The sequence below is a fragment of the Chryseobacterium hilariae genome, from assembly GCF_051400735.1.
Taxonomy (GTDB): domain Bacteria; phylum Bacteroidota; class Bacteroidia; order Flavobacteriales; family Weeksellaceae; genus Chryseobacterium.
In genome coordinates, this window is the sequence record NZ_JBLFFJ010000001.1 from 71,982 (window position 1) to 89,898 (window position 17,917).

Annotated in this window: 19 protein-coding genes; 9 read left to right on the plus strand and 10 right to left on the minus strand. The window is 37.6% G+C overall.

Annotated elements, in window-relative coordinates; genetic code table 11:
• The first annotated feature begins 20 nt into the window (after positions 1–20).
• Positions 21–587: a hypothetical protein gene (locus ACMGDK_RS00335; protein ID WP_436806081.1), complete on the plus strand. Its 567-nt coding sequence runs from the start codon at positions 21–23 to the stop codon at positions 585–587.
• Between the two features lie 108 nt (positions 588–695).
• Here ACMGDK_RS00335 and tpx read toward each other — a convergent pair whose 3' ends face one another.
• Positions 696–1,253, minus strand: coding sequence for a thiol peroxidase (gene tpx, locus ACMGDK_RS00340; RefSeq protein WP_436806082.1), 558 nt, complete (start codon positions 1,251–1,253; stop codon positions 696–698).
• 175 nt (positions 1,254–1,428) lie between these two features.
• Here tpx and ACMGDK_RS00345 point away from each other — a divergent pair, with 175 nt between their 5' ends.
• From ACMGDK_RS00345 to ACMGDK_RS00355, 3 genes are all read left to right on the plus strand, one after another.
• On the plus strand, positions 1,429–3,057 hold the full coding sequence (locus ACMGDK_RS00345) for an NADP-dependent glyceraldehyde-3-phosphate dehydrogenase (RefSeq protein ID WP_436806083.1): 1,629 nt from the start codon (positions 1,429–1,431) through the stop codon (positions 3,055–3,057).
• 154 nt (positions 3,058–3,211) lie between these two features.
• Entirely contained in the window at positions 3,212–3,721 is a 510-nt protein-coding gene (locus ACMGDK_RS00350) for an RNA polymerase sigma factor (protein ID WP_436806084.1), read from the plus strand.
• A gap of 12 nt (positions 3,722–3,733) precedes the next feature.
• A complete protein-coding gene (locus tag ACMGDK_RS00355; protein ID WP_436806085.1) occupies positions 3,734–4,549 on the plus strand; it encodes a hypothetical protein in 816 nt (271 codons plus the stop codon).
• A 464-nt stretch (positions 4,550–5,013) separates the two neighbouring features.
• Here ACMGDK_RS00355 and ACMGDK_RS00360 read toward each other — a convergent pair whose 3' ends face one another.
• Positions 5,014–6,546: a S41 family peptidase gene (locus ACMGDK_RS00360; protein ID WP_436806086.1), complete on the minus strand. Its 1,533-nt coding sequence runs from the start codon at positions 6,544–6,546 to the stop codon at positions 5,014–5,016.
• 166 nt (positions 6,547–6,712) lie between these two features.
• On the opposite strand from ACMGDK_RS00360, the gene ACMGDK_RS00365 reads away from it, so the two are divergent.
• Positions 6,713–7,807 carry an MBL fold metallo-hydrolase gene (locus ACMGDK_RS00365; protein WP_436806087.1) on the plus strand — a complete coding sequence of 365 codons (1,095 nt, stop codon included), beginning with the start codon at positions 6,713–6,715 and terminating at the stop codon, positions 7,805–7,807.
• Between the two features lies 1 nt (position 7,808).
• Here ACMGDK_RS00365 and ACMGDK_RS00370 read toward each other — a convergent pair whose 3' ends face one another.
• Positions 7,809–8,096, minus strand: coding sequence for a GNAT family N-acetyltransferase (locus ACMGDK_RS00370; RefSeq protein ID WP_436806088.1), 288 nt, complete (start codon positions 8,094–8,096; stop codon positions 7,809–7,811).
• Between the two features lie 406 nt (positions 8,097–8,502).
• Between ACMGDK_RS00370 and ACMGDK_RS00375 the strand changes: the two genes are divergently transcribed.
• The 4 genes from ACMGDK_RS00375 to ACMGDK_RS00390 all read left to right on the plus strand — a co-directional run bounded on the left by ACMGDK_RS00375 (position 8,503) and on the right by ACMGDK_RS00390 (position 12,096).
• Positions 8,503–8,931: a hypothetical protein gene (locus tag ACMGDK_RS00375; RefSeq protein WP_436806089.1), complete on the plus strand. Its 429-nt coding sequence runs from the start codon at positions 8,503–8,505 to the stop codon at positions 8,929–8,931.
• Between the two features lie 112 nt (positions 8,932–9,043).
• The gene (locus ACMGDK_RS00380; RefSeq protein WP_436806090.1) at positions 9,044–9,949 is read left to right on the plus strand and encodes a helix-turn-helix domain-containing protein; all 906 of its coding nucleotides are present in this window, start codon (positions 9,044–9,046) and stop codon (positions 9,947–9,949) included.
• Positions 9,950–10,036: 87 nt separating this feature from the next.
• Positions 10,037–11,038 carry an aldo/keto reductase gene (locus ACMGDK_RS00385; protein ID WP_436806091.1) on the plus strand — a complete coding sequence of 334 codons (1,002 nt, stop codon included), beginning with the start codon at positions 10,037–10,039 and terminating at the stop codon, positions 11,036–11,038.
• A 65-nt stretch (positions 11,039–11,103) separates the two neighbouring features.
• Complete coding sequence (locus ACMGDK_RS00390; RefSeq protein WP_436806092.1) at positions 11,104–12,096, plus strand: MBL fold metallo-hydrolase; 993 nt, start codon at positions 11,104–11,106, stop codon at positions 12,094–12,096.
• Between the two features lie 97 nt (positions 12,097–12,193).
• On the opposite strand, the gene ACMGDK_RS00395 is transcribed toward ACMGDK_RS00390, so the two are convergent.
• The 7 genes from ACMGDK_RS00395 to ACMGDK_RS00425 all read right to left on the minus strand — a co-directional run bounded on the left by ACMGDK_RS00395 (position 12,194) and on the right by ACMGDK_RS00425 (position 17,761).
• Positions 12,194–12,586, minus strand: coding sequence for a DoxX family protein (locus ACMGDK_RS00395; protein ID WP_436806093.1), 393 nt, complete (start codon positions 12,584–12,586; stop codon positions 12,194–12,196).
• 61 nt (positions 12,587–12,647) lie between these two features.
• On the minus strand, positions 12,648–13,421 hold the full coding sequence (locus ACMGDK_RS00400) for a DUF1223 domain-containing protein (protein WP_436806094.1): 774 nt from the start codon (positions 13,419–13,421) through the stop codon (positions 12,648–12,650).
• Between the two features lie 117 nt (positions 13,422–13,538).
• Positions 13,539–14,300 carry a LytR/AlgR family response regulator transcription factor gene (locus tag ACMGDK_RS00405; protein ID WP_436806095.1) on the minus strand — a complete coding sequence of 254 codons (762 nt, stop codon included), beginning with the start codon at positions 14,298–14,300 and terminating at the stop codon, positions 13,539–13,541.
• On the minus strand, positions 14,281–15,297 hold the full coding sequence (locus ACMGDK_RS00410; protein WP_436806096.1) for a sensor histidine kinase: 1,017 nt from the start codon (positions 15,295–15,297) through the stop codon (positions 14,281–14,283). The genes ACMGDK_RS00405 and ACMGDK_RS00410 overlap by 20 nt, the downstream gene beginning before the upstream one ends.
• A gap of 207 nt (positions 15,298–15,504) precedes the next feature.
• Positions 15,505–15,951 carry a hypothetical protein gene (locus tag ACMGDK_RS00415; RefSeq protein ID WP_436806097.1) on the minus strand — a complete coding sequence of 149 codons (447 nt, stop codon included), beginning with the start codon at positions 15,949–15,951 and terminating at the stop codon, positions 15,505–15,507.
• Positions 15,951–16,931 carry a heme-binding domain-containing protein gene (locus ACMGDK_RS00420; RefSeq protein WP_436806098.1) on the minus strand — a complete coding sequence of 327 codons (981 nt, stop codon included), beginning with the start codon at positions 16,929–16,931 and terminating at the stop codon, positions 15,951–15,953. Before ACMGDK_RS00420 ends, ACMGDK_RS00415 begins: the two co-directional genes overlap by 1 nt.
• Before the next feature lie 179 nt (positions 16,932–17,110).
• Complete coding sequence (locus ACMGDK_RS00425) at positions 17,111–17,761, minus strand: SDR family oxidoreductase (protein ID WP_436806099.1); 651 nt, start codon at positions 17,759–17,761, stop codon at positions 17,111–17,113.
• Positions 17,762–17,917 lie beyond the last annotated feature (156 nt).

The window sequence follows — 17,917 nt, forward strand, 5'->3', positions numbered from 1 at the left end:
CTTTACTATAAAAGATCCCTATGAAAATTACCATACCCCAACCATGTCACGAAAACTGGGACACTATGACTCCTGACAAAAAAGAAAGATTTTGCTCCGTTTGTTCCAAGACTGTACACGATTTTACCAATTCCTCAGATGAAGAGCTTATTGGCGGCCTTACTTCTGGTGACAATATTTGTGGAAGATTCAGAGATGATCAGCTGGAGCGAAACCTGAGTTTTTCAATTGCCGGTAAAATTGCATTGGGCCTATTGGGCGTCAGTGGAATTTTGGCAACAGCAAATGCCCAAGAGGTTAAAAATGAAAACATGAAAAGCGTTGATAAGCTGAGAGGGCTTAATATAAATCAGCAGGCCAATGATTCCATATACAGGAATAAAACCATCCGGTTGGGAGCACCGCTTTCAAAACCGGCAGCAAAGCCCATTATCCTGTTTAATAAAAAGAGGATTACTCAGGCTGAAATGCAGAAGCTAAACCCAGATAAAATTAAAAGGGTTAATATTCTTTCAGGAGAAAGTGCTGTAAAGCTTTATGGAAAAGAAGGCGAAAATGGAGTCATTATTATTGAAGGTAAAAATTGAGAAGTATTCATTTTTAAAATATTTCCAGAAAATTCTTACAAGGTGAGTGATAAATAATAGCTCCGGCAATCGAAGATTGCCGGAGCTGGTTTTATGAATTAAAAAGTTTTATTTTTTCACAGCTGCAATCGCTGCTTCATAATTCGGCTCCTGTGAAATATCAGCAACCTGCTCTTCATAAATAATTTTTCCCGAAGGATCAATAACCACAACAGCTCTGCTTAAAAGACCTTTCATCACAGAATCTGTGATCTCCACTCCATACATCTTCCCGAAATCTGAACGGAAATCCGAAAGCATTACCACATTCTTGATCCCTTCCGCACCGCAGAATCTTTTCTGGGCAAAAGGAAGATCTTTGGAAATACAAAGGACCACTGTATTTGGAATATTCCCTGCATCTTCATTGAAATGATGTACAGAAGCCGAGCAAACCCCTGTATCTACACTTGGAAAAATATTAAGAATAACATATTTTCCTTTATACGAATCCAGAGTCTGATCTTTCATCGTCACATCTGTAAGCGTAAACTTGGGTGCAGCTTTATTCACTGCAGGTAATTTGGAGTACGTGTGCACAGGCTTTCCTCCCATCAGAACAGTATTCTGGGCGAAACTGAATACTGAGAAAAGGAATAATGCGCTGAAAATTAATCTTGATACCATGAATTTTATTTTTAAGCAAAATTATTCTTTTTTTAGTACTCGTTCATTAATTTTAATTCAAATACCCGTCAAATAGAGCAAATCTATCAGCCGGCTATTTTTTTTACCAACTGTAACCTCTACCTTTATTCTGTAAAAGGCAATTTTTACATTCAAATTATCAAAAATTAAATTTATGGATTCAGTAAACAAACTGTCATTACAGGATATTTTTAAAAGTGAAAATGAAATTCCCGAAGAATATAAAGTTCCCGAGATCCACCAGAAGGTTTACCTTCTGAACGGAGAACTGGTAGAGTGGAAGGGTGAAGTTCAGAATATCTATTCGCCAGTCTGTATTCCTACGGTAAATGGACTCGAGAGAAAACTTCTGGGGAGTATTCCTAATATTGGGCCGAAAGAGGCGATGGATGTTCTTGAAGCGTCCGTTAAAGCCTACGATAATGGTCTGGGAGAATGGCCGAATATGTCCGTTGAAGGAAGAATTAAATGTATGCAGAAATTTGTTTACCTGATGATCGAACAGCGGGATCTGGTGATTAAATTACTCATGTGGGAGATCGGGAAAACCTTAGCCGATTCAACCAAAGAATTTGACCGTACGGTAGATTATATTAACCAAACCATTGATGCGCTGAAAGATCTGGATAGAGAATCTTCCCGTTTCCAGGAGGCGGAAGGAACTATAGCACAGATAAGAAGAGCTCCACTGGGAGTGGTTTTAAGCATGGGACCTTTCAATTATCCTTTAAATGAGATTTTCACTACGCTGATTCCGGCTTTAATCATGGGAAATACTATTCTTTTTAAGCTTCCTAAACATGGTGTCTTAGCTCATTATCCTTTATTAAATGCATTTAAGGAAGCCTTCCCGAAAGGAACAGTCAATACACTTTACGGAAAAGGTTCAGAGATCATTACCCCGATCATGGAAAGCGGAAAAGTAAATGTTCTGGCCTTTATCGGATCCAGCAAAGTAGCTAACGGACTAAAGAAGCTGCACCCTAAAGTAAATCGCCTCCGCGCCATTCTCAGCCTTGATGCTAAAAATGCAGCTATTGTTACTAAAAATGCCGATCTGAATGTCGCAGTAAGTGAATGTATCCTGGGAGCACTGTCGTTCAATGGACAACGGTGCACGGCACTGAAGCTTATATTTGTTCAAAAAGAAATAGCTGAAGAGTTTACCCAAAAATTAAGTGCTGCTGTTTCTGCCCTGAAATCTGGCCTTCCCTGGGAAAAAGATGTAAAAGTGACTCCGCTTCCGGAAGTGAATAAACCACCTTACCTTAAAGAATGTATAGAAGATGCATTGGCAAAAGGTGCGAAAGTTTTAAATGAAAACGGTGGTTTTACCGAAGAGTCTTTTGTCTTTCCTGCAGTGGTTTATCCGGTGAACAGTGATATGAAACTGTATCATGAAGAGCAGTTCGGGCCGGTAATCCCGGTAGTCCCGTTTGAAGATATTGAAGAGCCCATAGATTATCAGGTGAATGCCTCCCATGGGATGCAGGTGAGCATTTTCAGTGAAGACCCGCAGGAAGTTTCCAGATTAATTGATCCTTTTGTGAATCTGGTAAGCCGTGTCAACATCAATTGCCAGGCACAGCGTGGTCCCGATGTTTTCCCGTTCACAGGAAGAAAAGACAGCGCAGAGGGAACGCTTTCTGTTTTTGATGCCCTTCGCTCATTTTCAATCAGGTCTCTGGTAGCCGCAAAGCTAACCGATTCCAACAAAAAATTATTAAACACAATTGTAAGAGAACATGACTCGAATTTTTTAAGTACTGACTATATTTTTTAGACCGTTTTTTGATCCTATTTAACATAAAATAATAATCCTCAATAAATTTCTTTATTTTTTGAGGATTTTGTACTTTGATACGTGGAGTTTTTAGTTTTATGTTAAAAAATAAGCGTTTTAATGAAAATGCTTGTTTTAGAATAGAGTTTCAATAATGTCTTTAATGGAAAAAGAATTTTTGGAGAAAATTGAGAAACATAAAGGTGTTATTTTCAAGATCTCTAAAATGTATATGGACGATCAGGATGATCAGAGTGATCTTTACCAGGAGATCATTTATCAGGCCTGGAAATCATATGGTGATTTCCAAAGGAGAAGTGACTTCTCAACATGGCTCTACAGAACTGCACTAAATACAGCGATCGTATTTCTGCGTAGTGAAAAAAAACGTAGTTTTATACAAAATCAGAGAGTGGAGAATCTTGTTGTTCCGCAAGAATCTTATAACGATGCAGATGATAGAAATATGAAGTTAATGTATGAAGCTATCCACCAGCTCAGCCCTATAGACAAAGCGCTTATTTTTTTCTTTTTGGAGGACTTTCCGGGTAAAGAAATCGCCCGGCAGTTAGGAATAACTGAAGTGAATGCCCGCGTAAAGCTGAACAGAGCTAAAACAAAATTGAAGGAGATCATCGAAAAGCAAAAAAAAGACCAGATTTAAAAACAGAAACAGATGGAGTTAAACAATTTTAAAGAACTTTGGAATAAAGACACCAGGCAGGATCTGCCCGAAATCTCTCTGGAAAAGCAGCGTGAAATTCATTCGCCGATGCAGATGCTGAGGATCAATATGGAAACAGAATTCTGGTTAATGGTTATCACTCTGCCCATGCTTCTGATAGGGTTTCCATTTGCTTCCGGTGATACGAATATCGTTATTATATCGGCTTTTGTCGTCGTCTTGACGCTTGCTTTTATTATTTATTTTTATTCCCGTTTTCTCAAGCTTTATAAAATACTCCGTAAAAGCGGTATTAATACAAACTACGACCTGTTCAACCTTAAGACACAGCTTCTGATATCGAAAGAAATTTATATTTCCTATTATATTTCCTACATTCCGCTTGCTTTTTTACTATCTCTTATCAAGATCAGCTTTCATTTTGAAGTAAAGTACAATCTTGCCATTTTCGGGGTCAGTTTCCTGATTACGCTGATGCTTGTGTGGTTCATTATAAAATATTGGATTTATTATATGTATGGCAGGTATATTGAAGATGTTGTACGCCTTGTGGATGAGCTGAACGGGCTGGAAGTAGAATCCAAAAAAATGAGGCAAAATTCATGGTTTGAACGTTCACAGAGGTTTTTCATGAAGAAATTCGGACTTAGTGGAAATATTCTGAATACCGTTATATGGTTTGTCTCCGTATATATTTTTATCATTGGATTTTTGACGCTGATTCTTCTGCTTTTCATCATTATTGGAGTGAAGCTTGATTTTATTGATATTCAATCTCTTCAAAAGGCTTTGAACAGTCTGAATTAAAATCCCTTTATCATAAGAATACAAATTAAATCCTGACAAAAAATGATTGTCAGGATTTTTTTATAGAAATAATAAAAATTTTTGATAAGAATAATCTTCTTAAACACGGCATTAGTAAGGCATTTACGAATGATATGGAAAAAGAAAGAAATTTATATCTCACCTTTAAGTGTAACATTTTTAATTTTTTTCTACTAACTAATAGAATTTGAAACATTAGTAATGCATTTGAACTTTAGTGATTGCTCAAATTTAAACTAACTGTTCATTTATTAAATAAACACTTTAAGAAGAGTTTATTAATTAAATTATTTCGTACAAAGACTCTGTTTTTATAACAGATGTTGGAGTAGAGCTTAAAAAAACACACAATGAGACCCGACAGAAAGATTTCTGTTGGGTTTTTTTATTAAAAAAATGAAAACAGTTTCGGCGGGCTGAAAGCCCGCCGAAACCCTATAAAATTATTTACTTTCTCTTTCTTCTGCAATCTTATTTCTCACCCAGTCCAGCTGAGGGTCTTTTTTATTGATGATATCCTGCATGCTTTCAGTGATAGTAACATCGGGAGAAACTCCTCTTTTCGTATTCAGAAAATCAATGTTGGGCTGTACCAGCAGCAGCCCGATAGGAAGGTTGATTTTCGAATGCGGAAGTTTCTGATAAGAATAAAATCCTGCTACAGTGCCATCATTGGCGCCTCCGGTTTCCTCGCCAACCAGGATCGCCCGTTTATCATATTTCAGTTTTGCCGTAATGATTGAGGACGCAGAAAAACTTCCGCCATTGATCAGGACAAACACTTTTCCCTGAAAAGCATTTTTATTAGGTTTTGTAGGTTTTGCTGCTTTCATTTTGTAATATACCTTTCCATCCTTTTTATAGGTGCTGAAGGTCTGTGCAAAGACATAAGTGGGATAGGCGAGGCTCTTAAAAGCATATTGGAAAGGAGTACTTTTCCTGAAATAGTTGGTCCTTAAAGGAGTGAGCCTTGAGGCAAGCTGTGAAGGCTTTATCAGGACATAAGGCTCCGGCGCCAGGTAGGAGTACAGGTTGTTAATCTCATGCAGGGATCCACCATAATTATTGCGGACATCTATGATTAAATATTTAGATCCTGCTTTTTTAATTTTTGAAAAGGTTTCCCTGTAAAACTTTTCCGAATAATCACTGGAAAAACTCTTTATCTTTATATAAGCTGTTATGCTGTCTTTATCCAGGAATTTAAAATTCCGGTTATAAGAATTGGTGAAGGCTACATAATCATTCATTTTCTTTTCCGGAGTCCGTTTTTCCTGCTCTTTATCTTTTTCCAGGTCATTTTTAGACTTCGATTCCCGGTGCAGGGTATAGGTATGTTTTATGCCGTTGTACAGCGTTTCTAAACATGCAGTATTCGTAAATCCGTTTTCTGCAGTATAAAAATTAAAGAAAACATCTTTTAAAAAATAAGACTGAAAAGTAGTATTGTAACCGTCGCTGCTGACCAGTTGACGGTATTTCTTTATATATTCAGATACAGGAACGTTATTGATAGCCAGTATTTCAGTTCCCGGTTTTATATTTTCTATCGAATCTTTATTTTCAATAATAAACAAACGATCATCTTGCAGGTAATATTCAAAACGGCTGAACATGCCTTTCTTGTTTTCAAGAGTTTTAATTTCCTTTTTTGTGAATTTCTTTATAGGAATTTTCAGTGACAAATGTCCCTCACGAATATCCGCGATAACGGGTTGCAGTTTAAAATAAAACTGAAGCGGAGTTAAAGGCTGGTTGATCGTTTGTTTAAGACTGTCAAATTTACGATCAAGATCCTTTTTGGAAATGTACCAATAAAGCTGGGGGTGCATCTTTTGAAGCTTTAAGTAGGCATAATCTATGTCCTCCTTAAGCTCTTCAGGGCCTATGCATGCTGCTCTCTGTTCATTATGTCTTTTGATAGATGCGCATGAAGAGAGTGCTGCTGCCAGCAGTATTATCGAATAATTTTTCAACGTTATTTGACTTTTTTTTCAATCAGCTAAGTTAAAAAGTTTAAAATTATTCTGATTTAAATAAATAATAAATTATTCAGAAAGCCTTATAAATTAAGTTAAAAAAAGCTGAGTTTTTCCCGTCAAACTAAAAGTTCAATACCTTTGCCACCAATTTAATGAAGAGATGATATATTTAATTTTACTGGTTAGTCTTTTGGTGACAGCTTACCTTATGGTGATGAATCTGCCTGCCTTCGGAAGAGAACCCAAAGGCAGAAGGCTGGAACGTATAAAGAAGTCTAAACTTTATAAAAACAGGAGATTCCAGAATATCAGCCATACCCCGGCTATTGCAGAAGGTTACAGTACAATAAAGGTCACTTACGATTTTATTTTAGGTAAAAAGCACCCATTGCTGAAACCTTTGAAAGATATTCCGGCCATCCATACGGATTTAAAAAGCATCCCGAAAGATCAGGATGTTTTTGTCTGGTTGGGGCATTCATCCTATTACCTGCAGACGGATGGCGTTTCTTTTCTCGTAGATCCTGTCCTGAGCCTGTATGGGTCTCCGTTTAAATATTTCAATAAAGCTTTTAAGGGCTCAGATATATTTAAACCGGAAGATATTCCCAATCTGGATTATCTGGTTATTACGCACGACCATTTTGACCACCTGGATTATTCAACAGTGAATACAATCAGAGACCGTACAGAAATGGCTATTATCCCTTTAGGAGTGGGAGCGCATCTGGAAAGATGGGGCTATCATGAAGACAACCTGATTGAAGAAGAATGGGGAAAAGAAGTTCTTTTAAAAAAGAACCTGAAAATCACCTTTACACCGGCAAGGCATTTTTCGGGAAGAAAAATAAAACAGAATAATACGCTGTGGACTTCCTATGTTTTGGAGACTCCCACAAAAAAGATATTCCTGGGTGGTGACAGCGGTTATGATTCCCATTTTAAAACAATTGGTGAACAGTTTGGGCCTTTTGATTATGCTGTTCTTGAAAATGGGCAGTATGACGAAGCTTGGAGGTATATCCATGCATTACCGGAGGATGTGATTCAGGCAGCTATTGATCTTAAAGCTGAGCATATCATTCCCGTTCACTCTTCAAAATTCGCGCTGGCTCTTCATCCCTGGGACGAGCCACTTCAGAAAGTAACCGCTTTGGGTAGAGAAAAAAAGCTCAACATACTTACCCCGATGATTGGAGAAGTAGTGGATATGAACCGTTCTGAGCATCAGTTTGGAGAATGGTGGAAAGAATGATTCACGCGTGCCAGATATCCTTATATCTTGAAGGGTGGTTTTCAAATTGCTGGCGCACAAAGTCACATTCGGGATCTACCAGAAGATCTTTTTCTTCGGAATAACGGACCAATTCGTCAAGAAGCATTTTAGCGTATCCGTGGCCTTCACGTTCCTCTGTAATTTTCGTGTAATAAACAATCAGCAGCCTGCCATCAATTTTTATAGACATATATCCTGCTTTTTCTCCGTCAATTAACAGCTGCAGTTCATCCTGGTATGGTGATATCTCAAATTTTATATTTTCCATAATATTAAGATTTAGTGAGTTAAATTAATGACTTGCTTCACTCAGTTCATAAAGCATTTAATAATCCGGCGACATCCAAAATCCTTTCGGATTTATACTTCTCATTCTTAAAATTACAAATTAAAATAATACGAACATGAGTTTTGCGGAAACTTAACGAATTTTAAGGTGTTTTGAAGTTTAAATGCAGAAGATGGCTGTGATGTAGATTTAAATTGCATTATTTATATAAGATAATTAATGATTCATTATTAAATATTTTTTATAAAAAGATTAATCAATATGATTTTTTTTATTCAGATTATCAATGTGTTATGTTTTATTTAACAAGTTTCTAAAGAATTATAGTAAACTTTGGCACTTAAATTGGCTATGGTAAAACAGTTTAACTTAAAAACAAATTAAGATGAAAAAAATATTAATTACATTAATGCTTGCAGGCACATTTGGCCTCACGTATGCACAATCAGATTATTATAACGATTACAGAAGAAGTATAACAGACATCAACTGGCAAAGAGTAGCTACAGACCTTGTGCTTTCTGCAGTACAGACCAACCAGCTGAATGCCCTGAACGACAGATATCGTGATTATGACTCCTGGAACAGGGTATACGTAGGCAATCCGGACCGATGGAGAGAAGACAGGTATTATGAAATAGAAAGAATACTTGGACGTGAAAAGTATACTAAGTTTAAAACTAAATACTATAAAGGTCAGAACCCTGTAGCAGTTTATAACCGTAACAAAAATAATTACAAGAAATACAAGTCCAAACAATACAAAGAGTATAGAAAGGAATATAAAAAAGAACACAAAAAGGGACATCACTAAGTCTCAAATATCAACTATATATTCAATTTTAAATGGCCGGCATTTGCCGGCCATTTCTATTTTATCAATAATCAGATTATTTTTATTTGTTTGAATTTTATAACTTAGCTATATGGAATCTAAAGAAACAATAAACGGATTTTATCTGCGGAATGCCTCTATGGAAAGACCGGATGCTTTCGCAACTCCCGTAGTGGGACACTTCAATGTTTTTTCACGTGAAAGCTGTGCACTGATATCACCTTACAGCAGAAGAGACTACTATAAAATTTCACTTATTATTGGGAAAGGAAAACTTCACTATGCAGATAAATGGATTGATGTAGACCGTCCTGCACTGTTATTTTCCAATCCTGTGGTTCCTTACTCTTGGGAAACAGATGATGAAGATCAGAAAGGCTGGTTCTGCCTTTTTACAGACCAGTTCCTGCAGAATGGGATACGTTTTGGGAACCTTCTGGATTCACAGCTTTTTAAAATTGGCGGAACTCCTGTTTTCTTTGTGGATGAAGAACAGCAAAAAACGATCTCGGACCTCTTTACCAAGATGATGGCCGAGATCGAAACGGAATACATGCACAAATATGATATGCTTCGGGCATGCCTTCATCTTCTGATTCATGAAACAATGAAAATGCAGCCTGCAGAAAGCTTTGAGCCTTATCAGAATGCTTCTCAGAGAGTGGCATCATTGTTTATGGAACTTCTGGAAAGACAGTTCCCAATCGACAGCCCTGAAGCATGCCTGAAATTAAAAACACCTAATGATTATGCACAGAGTCTTTCTATCCACGTGAATTCTTTAAACCGTGCCGTAAAAGAGATGACCGGAAAAACGACAAGCCAGCAGATTGCTTTGAGAGTCGTTCAGGAAGCCAATGCTTTGCTGAAGCATACAGACTGGAATATTTCCGAGATTGCCTATGGATTAGGGTTTGAAGAGCCTGCTTATTTTACCAATTTCTTTAAAAAGCAGACTGGAGTAGCTCCCAATGCAGTCAGAACAGAGATTGTTTGAATTTTATAATTCTTAGTTTGAATTCTATATTCCATCCATTCCATTCTTGTTCTAATTTTGTTCTATCAATTAAAAATCACAGCAATTATGAAATTCAGACAATTAGGAAACACAGGAGAGCAGTTATCTGCAATAGGTTTAGGATGTATGGGGATGAGCTTTGCATACGGTCCGGCCGATGAACAGGAAAGCATCAATACTTTGCATAGAGCATTGGACTTAGGAGTAAACTTCTGGGATACCGCAGATATGTATGCTGCAGGAGAAAATGAAAAGCTCATCTCAACAGTTCTGGTTCCGAACAGGGATAAGATTTTTATTGCCACCAAGTTCGGATTCAGGTTTAAAGATGGAAAGCCGAGCCACAGCGGAGCTCCCGGAACTTATTTTGACGGTTCACCGGAGTGGATCAGACAGGCTGTAGATTTGAGTCTTCAGAGGCTTAAAATCGATACGATTGACCTTTATTATGCTCACAGAGTAGACCCGAATATTCCGGTAGAAGAAACCGTAGGTGCAATGGCAGAACTGGTAAAAGAGGGGAAAGTAAAATACCTTGGATTATCAGAAGCTTCCGCTGAGTCTATCCGGAAAGCTAACAAAATTCATCCTATAACGGCATTGCAGTCGGAATATTCTATCTTAACCAAAGATGTTGAACAAGAAATACTTCCAACCATCAGAGAGCTTGGGATTACTCTGGTACCTTATTCTCCGCTGGCAAGAGGGCTTTTTGCCAATATCAATGAAGTGCAGAATTTCGGTGACGAGGATTTTAGAAAAACATTACCGCGTTATCAGGCAGAATATCTGGAAAACAACAAAAACCTGGCAAGGGAAATCAATGAGTTTGCACAGTCTAAAGGCGTAAAAGGAACTCAGTTAGCCTTAGCCTGGGTATTGAACCAGGGAGAAGATATTATTCCGATTCCGGGAACGAAACGAATAAAATACCTTGAAGAGAATATTGAAGCCGTAAACATTGATCTGTCATCATCTGATATGGAAGCAATTGACGCACTTCTGAAAAAATATCCCAACGTGGGAGAAAGATATACGGAGGGTTCTATGAAATTAGTCAACAACTAAACCCACCATACTTCCGGGTTCCTGAACATTATATTAGGAACCCGGAAACTTAAAACACATTGATTATGAACAGAAGAGAACTTTTAAAAAACGGACTCATGGCTGGAGCAGTCAGCTTTATTCCGTTTTCTGATGTTTTTGGCAGTGCCAGAATGCCTTCATCACGTTCCGGAGAAGATCTTTCAACGTTTAAAAAGATCAAGCTTGGTGAATTAGAGCTGTTTATTCTTACGGATGGATATATTCACGAGAAAAGCATTGATACATTTGCTCCGAGAGCGGACATCACTCAATTAAAAAAGCTTCTCAGAGACAACTTTCGTCCGGACGATTATGTTGATATGGCAATGAATCTTATGCTTGTTAAGACCAAAAACAGGCTTGTTTTACTGGATGCAGGAATGGGAATCTTTGCAGATGAAAGAACAGGATTTATTCTGAAAAGTCTGCAGAAAGCAGGATTCTCTCCAAAAGATGTCACGGATATTTTTATTTCTCATGCTCACCCGGATCATATTGGTGGAGTAGTGGACAAGCAAAACAATCTTGTTTTTCCTAATGCCGATGTTTATATTTCAAAGGTTGAGCACGACTTTTGGCTGCAGGCTTCGATAAAAGATTTTAAAAACAGTTTTCTGAAGAATGAGCCGGAATTCCTTAACCAAATCATTCCGCCTATTCAGAATATTCTGAAAACGATCCGCCTGAAGCTGAAGTTTTATGATTTCAAGAAACCCCTGTTTGATCATTTCAGCTTTCAGCTGGCTCCGGGACATACTCCGGGCCTTACAATCATTACTATTTCTTCGGGAAGCGAGAAGCTCATGTATATTGCAGATCTGATCCATTCTGATGTTATTCTCTTTCCACATCCGGAATGGGGATTTTCAGGGGATACAGACCTGGATATCGCTGCAGAATCCCGGAAGAAATTACTTAAGCAGCTGGCAGAAACCAAAACGAAGGCTTTTGCCTATCATCTTCCATGGCCGGGCCTTGGCTTTACAAAGAAGAGAGATGCCGCTTATGAATGGATTCCGGAGAGTTTTATGAATTAATAGGAATGACAAAACTTACTTAAATTTTCTACAACATAGTTTCAATAATAAATCCTCTCAGCAATGAGAGGATTTGTTGTATTAAAAGGTCCAGCTGTTATGCTTCTTCCCATATCAGCTCAGGGGAATATAGTTTTCTGAACATTATATAGGTCAAAGAAAGCACTGTAAAGGCAATGACAGCATCTAAGGTTGCAGCGAAACCTAATACTGCAATTTTTGAAAAAAAGGCGAAAATGATGTCAAAAAACATTCCTGCAAATACCCATTCTTTTAATCTTAATAAACGGTTGGGAAGAAGGAGTACCAGAATTCCGGATAATTTAAAAACACCTAAAATGTAAATAAAATGGGAAGGATAACCAAGCTGTTGGGTAATGTCCCATACCACTGGATTTTTAGTAAGTTCAAAGAAGCCGCTTGCTCCGAACCATAATGACATAAAAATAATGCCTGACCAATAGATGATTTTTGTTGTTTTTGTTTTCATTGTTTTTATTATTTAAAGTTTTGTTGAATTTTTTATAAGCTATATGCTATTCCACTAAATGTTATTGAATGACAGCTTTAGAGGCCCCGGAAATATTACCTGTCTTTGAATTCTGAATAAACCCGATAATTTCCCAATTGTCCAGAGTGAAATTATCCGGCAGTTTAAATACCTCAGTTCCTTCCGGATGATCTTTCAGTGAGATCTGTTTCTGCTTATGCACAATCTGCCAGTGCTGCAAATGGTGACCCTCATTTTCACCTCCTGCCACCTGAGTAGATGATTTCTTTTCCACTAAGTTGATAAACAGCTGATTTTGAGGATCAGTTTCAGCCGTTTTATAACTGATGGTGATTGTTTTTTGTGAAACAGCAGCAGAAAGGACTAGTGATACGTTTTTAGCATCGAGAATGCTGTTCTGAACTGCATTTTCTATGGCATTTCTGTCAGAACCTACCAATTCTGTTTTCCCATTGATCACCAATTGTGGAGTATAGGTTTGTGATCTGAGCAGACGGCTGTACATCTGCTGTCGCCGGGAGTTTTCAGCACTGCTGAATCTGTCTTTCCACCCGAGCCGGTTCCAGTAATCTACATGGTAGGAGAGGATGTAAACAGGTTGGCCTTTGTATTCTTTTTCGATCTGTCCCATTAGTTCATCCGCAGGAGGACAGCTTGAGCAACCTTCTGAAGTGAACAGTTCCAGAACAGCAAAACCATTGTCAGGGGAAACAGCAGTGTTTCTTGTGTTTATCTTATCTTTCTGCATAAATGCAGATGCAGCGAACATAAAAGCCGTGAAGGCACTTACGATGGTTAGATTTTTTAGAATCATGTCTTTAATTTTGATTCAAAAGTAGGAACCTCGTAAGCGCAAAAGAATATAAAAAAGGGTCAGCCGGACAAATTGAACGGTGAATCCGGAAAATATAAAGGGTAAAAATTTAAGATATTAACGGTCTTCCAGCCAGGTGAAGAAACTATGTGTTTTCTCTTTGTTGATCAAAAGTTTTTCAGGAGTTTCAATGACCAGCTTAACCAGAATTTTACGCTGGAAATAATGCTCCATCTCCTTGACAGCCTTAAAATTCACTAAATACTGCCTGTTGATTCTGAAAAACTGTTTCCCGGAAACCTGCTCGGCAACCTGCCCAAGTGGCTGTGAAAGCTGGAATTGTTCCTTATCAAAAGTAACCAGATGAGTGATTTCATTGTGGATATAAAAATAAGCAATGCTTTCTGTAGGAATCGTCGTGTATTTCTGATTTTTAAAGACTAAAAAGCTGGTTTTTCCGGCAGGCTGGCTGATCTTCTGCAAAAGAGATTCGATATCAGGAAGCTCATTTTTACGGAAAAATTTCCTTAGTTCATCTACTTTTTTCAGTGCTTCGGAAATATCGTCCCGGGAAAAAGGCTTCAGGACATAATCCACTCCCTTGCTTTTGAATGCATCCAGCATATACTGATCAAAGGCTGTACAGAAAATGATAGGACAAGTGATATCTACTGCTTTGAAAATCTCAAACGAAAGCCCGTCCGAGAGCTGGATATCCATAAAAATAAGATCCGGCATTATTTCTTTTGATAAAGCTTCAACACTGGTTTCGATACTGTCATAGACACCCGCGATTTTGGACTCGGGTCTTAAATCTAAAATAAGGTTTTGAAGAGACTTTGCTGCTCTGAATTCGTCTTCAATGATGATGATATTCATGGATCAAGGGTAGTTTTATTTGAAAAATTTTTTCGTCTGAATGAATTTCTATTTCCTGTTCTAACAGATGCCTGAACCGCATTTTAATATTGTCAAGGCCTACGCCAAGGGATTCTTCCGTTGCAATTTTTCGCTGGACAGGGTTTTCAATTATGATCCTGTCTTCAGAACTGTAGATTCTGATATGCAGGGGCTTGCTGCGGGATACAATATTGTGCTTGATGCAGTTTTCTACCAGAAGCTGAATGGTAAAAGGTGGAATAAGTGTTTTAAGGTCTTCACTTTTGAGTTCGTTGGTAAATGTAATTCCTTCGCCGAAACGGGCTTTTTGAAGAAAAAGATAAGCATCGATGATTTTCATTTCTTCCCGAACTGAAATGAGATCTAGTTTTCTGCTTTCAAGTGTAAATCTGTAAAAGTCAGAAAGTTTGATAATGAAATCAACTGTTTCAGAATCATTGGTTTCCGCCATCGATTTTAAAGTATTCAGACTGTTGAAAAGAAAATGAGGATTCACCTGTTGTTTTAGTAATTCATATTGGGCCCCCAGATTATCGCTTTTTACCTTTTCAAGCTCCAATTGCACCTGCTGTCCTGCATAATTGTTCTGAAGTAATGTCAGGAACATATAACAAACGAGGTTGATCAGGATTCCTCTGACTTCCACCATCAGCATAACCGGACCGAAATTGATGTGAGATAAAATGAGCTGCTGGATCCAGGCTAGCCCGAACATAATCACCATTCCGAATGCCAGAGCAGTTAATAATCTTGAATATGAGATATCCTGTTTCCGCTTTCCTGCACTGCGGTTAAGCAAATAAATGTTGAGATACCACATGATCACGGAAAAGGCAGCTGTTATTGCTGAATTCATGGTAGCTTCTTTCCAGTTGAATTCATGGGAGGCCAGTTGGGGTACAGAAGATAAAATGCCCAGAAAAAGGGAGCTTCTCCAGATAACGGCCTGTGAAATTTTTATTTTTTGCTGTTGCATGGGAACAGTGGTTTTGAGAAGTGAAATTAGCTTTTTTTATTTGTAAAAAGAATGGTATCGGTGATGAATAGTGAAAAGGTGAATTGTCATTTGTGAATTTGCTTCGTTTGTGAATTTTTTTCCTGCAAATTGACTATTGGTTCTGTGTTATCAAAATTGATCATTAATAAAATACTCAGAAACTGAAAATCAGCTTCTGAGTGTTTTTTAAGGTCTTTTTACAGGTTTATGGCTCATGATATACTGTATTCTTTCTTCTTTATTTTTATTGATGCTAGTGTTTTGATCTTCTGAAGCGTTTTTTATCTGATAGGAAACGTTTCCTTTGTTATCAGTCTGAATGGTTTCTATACTTAATAGTTCACCTGTAATGGTTCCTCCTATATATTGTGGATTATCATGGTATTTCCACGTCACTAATTTTATCACAGTGCCATTCTGAAGTTGATTATTTTCACCTGACAGAGAGGTTAAGGCTTCCCGGTTTCCATATAAAGCAGATGAAGTTTCCTTTTTTGTATTGAGTGATGTGGAAATAAATCTTAAATTTCCCGGATCGAAAACAATACGTTTTAGATCTTTATCCGGTTCATCAATTTTGCAGGCAGTGAATAAGGCGCAGACTGACAGGATTATAAATAGTATTTTTTTCATTATTTCTCAAGGTTTTTAATTAATCTTTCTGTATTGACTTTCATTGGGACATCAAATAAATAGCCTGTTTTTTCACCTAACTGACGGTGACAGGCAATACAGGATTCTTTCGCGAAAGAGGCTGTTTTTCCTGTGGGATGAAGATCGTTTCCTGAAAATTTGGCAAATCCCCAACCTTCTGTATCTGTATATTTTTTAGAATCTTTGACCATAAACTGAGCGTTGATAAACTCTCCGGCTCTCACTTCTCCGTCTGCAAAATTTTCCTGTTTCCAAACTGACTTTACAACAATGCTTCCATCCGGCCACGGATGAAAATTGTCTGTTTCAATCGCTTTTACTGCAATATCATTCCCGTAAATAACCCGAATGGATTTGTCAAAAAGTGTACTCATGCTGATCACTTTCCAGTTTTTAAACTCGTCTGTATATCGAATTCCATTAAGGGAAACCGGAAATTTTGCCGGGTCAGCGTTGTGTTTAGTTTGAATATTTTGATGAAGATTTTTTTCTTTTTTTACAGGAGGCAGTTTGGATAATGAAAGGGTGTATTTCCTTACCGTTTCAATATCTTCTTTTGTTATTTTGGCTGATGGATGGAGGAGTGTATACTCGTGTAGGGGCATTTTACCGCTTTGCATCATGTTCAAAATGGCATACATCTTTCCCTGATGTTCCCCTGCAGAATAGTTCCATTCCGAAAAGTTTAAAACTTCCTTAGCTCTTGTCACATCCTTGTTCACCGCCCATGAAATCGGAGCAATTTTGTCGTACCAGCTTAAATTCTGCTGATTGGAATGACAATTAAAACAAGAGTTTTCCAAAATAGCAAGAACTTCGCGCGGCGCCTCAATTTTTTTAGAGACTGGCTGTCCTTTCAAAGGCTGGTTGAAAAACTGCAATCCTACAAAGATCCCTAAAACTGCCAGAAATATGATGGCAATGGGTTTAACGTTCTTTTTTTTCTTTACCGGGTCCATAATGATTTATTTTTATGGCTCAAAAGTATAGGCTTAATAAAGGGTTTGAAATATAAAGTTGGGCGAACCAGACAAATCAAAAGGTGAAAATGGAATTTTGAAGGGTGAAAAGAAAGTTGGATGATGGAAGCTGAAAGTTTATGATGTTCTGATACTAACTCCCAGCTCCTTACTTTCAACTACAACACCATTCCTCCGTCAATGATAATTTCCGTACCTGTTATAAAGCTTGCCAGATTATTGTCTGATAAATACAATACAGCTTTTGCAACATCTTCTGCAGTTCCCATCTTTTTCAAAGGAATTTGATCAATCAGCCATTCATCAAGCCCTTCCAATGTCTTTTTATCCAGACCTGCCTTCGTCATGATTTTTGTTTTTGTAGGTCCCGGACTTACCATATTAACACGGATCTTTCTTGGTGCTAGTTCTGCAGCAGCCGTTTTTGCAATTGAATTTAAAGCTGCTTTACTGGCCTGGTAAACCGAACTGTTGGGTTTGTAAGTGGATGCAACATTCGATGATAAAAAAACAACCGAAGCACCGGTATTTAATAAAGGAATAAATTTGCTTAATGTGAAATAGGCTCCCCGAAAATTGATGTCCATTACCTGATCGAAATTCTCTGAGCCCATATTTTCAATTGAGCCTAATGTTCCTGTGATTCCTGCATTAATAAACAAGATGTCAATTTTTTCAAACTGACTTTCGACTTTTGATTTTAAAGATTCAATATCTTCTAATTTTCCCTGATCTGCTACAAACGGGATGGCTCCCAATTCTTCAGCCTCTTTTTCAACAGCCTCTTTTCTTCTTCCGGTAATAATCACTGTTGCCCCTTCTGCTATTATTCCTTTGCAGTTGCATAGCCAATTCCACTGTTTCCTCCGGTTACAATGGCTAGTTTGTTATTAAATGTATTCATTTCTAAAATTTTTGACAAAGTTATTTGAATTTGATATACTTTTGTAATCAGTATCACAGAG

Excerpts from the sequence above, each read along its gene's own strand:
- ACMGDK_RS00385 (WP_436806091.1), top strand. The coding sequence starts at position 10,037 with ATGAAATTCAGACAATTAGGAAACACAGGAGAGCAGTTATCTGCAATA.
- ACMGDK_RS00365 (WP_436806087.1), top strand. The coding sequence starts at position 6,713 with ATGATATATTTAATTTTACTGGTTAGTCTTTTGGTGACAGCTTACCTT.
- ACMGDK_RS00375 (WP_436806089.1), top strand. The coding sequence starts at position 8,503 with ATGAAAAAAATATTAATTACATTAATGCTTGCAGGCACATTTGGCCTC.
- ACMGDK_RS00335 (WP_436806081.1), top strand. The coding sequence starts at position 21 with ATGAAAATTACCATACCCCAACCATGTCACGAAAACTGGGACACTATG.
- ACMGDK_RS00410 (WP_436806096.1), bottom strand. The coding sequence starts at position 15,297 with ATGCAACAGCAAAAAATAAAAATTTCACAGGCCGTTATCTGGAGAAGC.
- ACMGDK_RS00390 (WP_436806092.1), top strand. The coding sequence starts at position 11,104 with ATGAACAGAAGAGAACTTTTAAAAAACGGACTCATGGCTGGAGCAGTC.
- ACMGDK_RS00395 (WP_436806093.1), bottom strand. The coding sequence starts at position 12,586 with ATGAAAACAAAAACAACAAAAATCATCTATTGGTCAGGCATTATTTTT.
- ACMGDK_RS00355 (WP_436806085.1), top strand. The coding sequence starts at position 3,734 with ATGGAGTTAAACAATTTTAAAGAACTTTGGAATAAAGACACCAGGCAG.
- ACMGDK_RS00405 (WP_436806095.1), bottom strand. The coding sequence starts at position 14,300 with ATGAATATCATCATCATTGAAGACGAATTCAGAGCAGCAAAGTCTCTT.
- ACMGDK_RS00380 (WP_436806090.1), top strand. The coding sequence starts at position 9,044 with ATGGAATCTAAAGAAACAATAAACGGATTTTATCTGCGGAATGCCTCT.
- ACMGDK_RS00370 (WP_436806088.1), bottom strand. The coding sequence starts at position 8,096 with ATGGAAAATATAAAATTTGAGATATCACCATACCAGGATGAACTGCAG.
- ACMGDK_RS00415 (WP_436806097.1), bottom strand. The coding sequence starts at position 15,951 with ATGAAAAAAATACTATTTATAATCCTGTCAGTCTGCGCCTTATTCACT.
- ACMGDK_RS00345 (WP_436806083.1), top strand. The coding sequence starts at position 1,429 with ATGGATTCAGTAAACAAACTGTCATTACAGGATATTTTTAAAAGTGAA.
- ACMGDK_RS00400 (WP_436806094.1), bottom strand. The coding sequence starts at position 13,421 with ATGATTCTAAAAAATCTAACCATCGTAAGTGCCTTCACGGCTTTTATG.
- tpx (WP_436806082.1), bottom strand. The coding sequence starts at position 1,253 with ATGGTATCAAGATTAATTTTCAGCGCATTATTCCTTTTCTCAGTATTC.
- ACMGDK_RS00350 (WP_436806084.1), top strand. The coding sequence starts at position 3,212 with ATGTCTTTAATGGAAAAAGAATTTTTGGAGAAAATTGAGAAACATAAA.
- ACMGDK_RS00420 (WP_436806098.1), bottom strand. The coding sequence starts at position 16,931 with ATGGACCCGGTAAAGAAAAAAAAGAACGTTAAACCCATTGCCATCATA.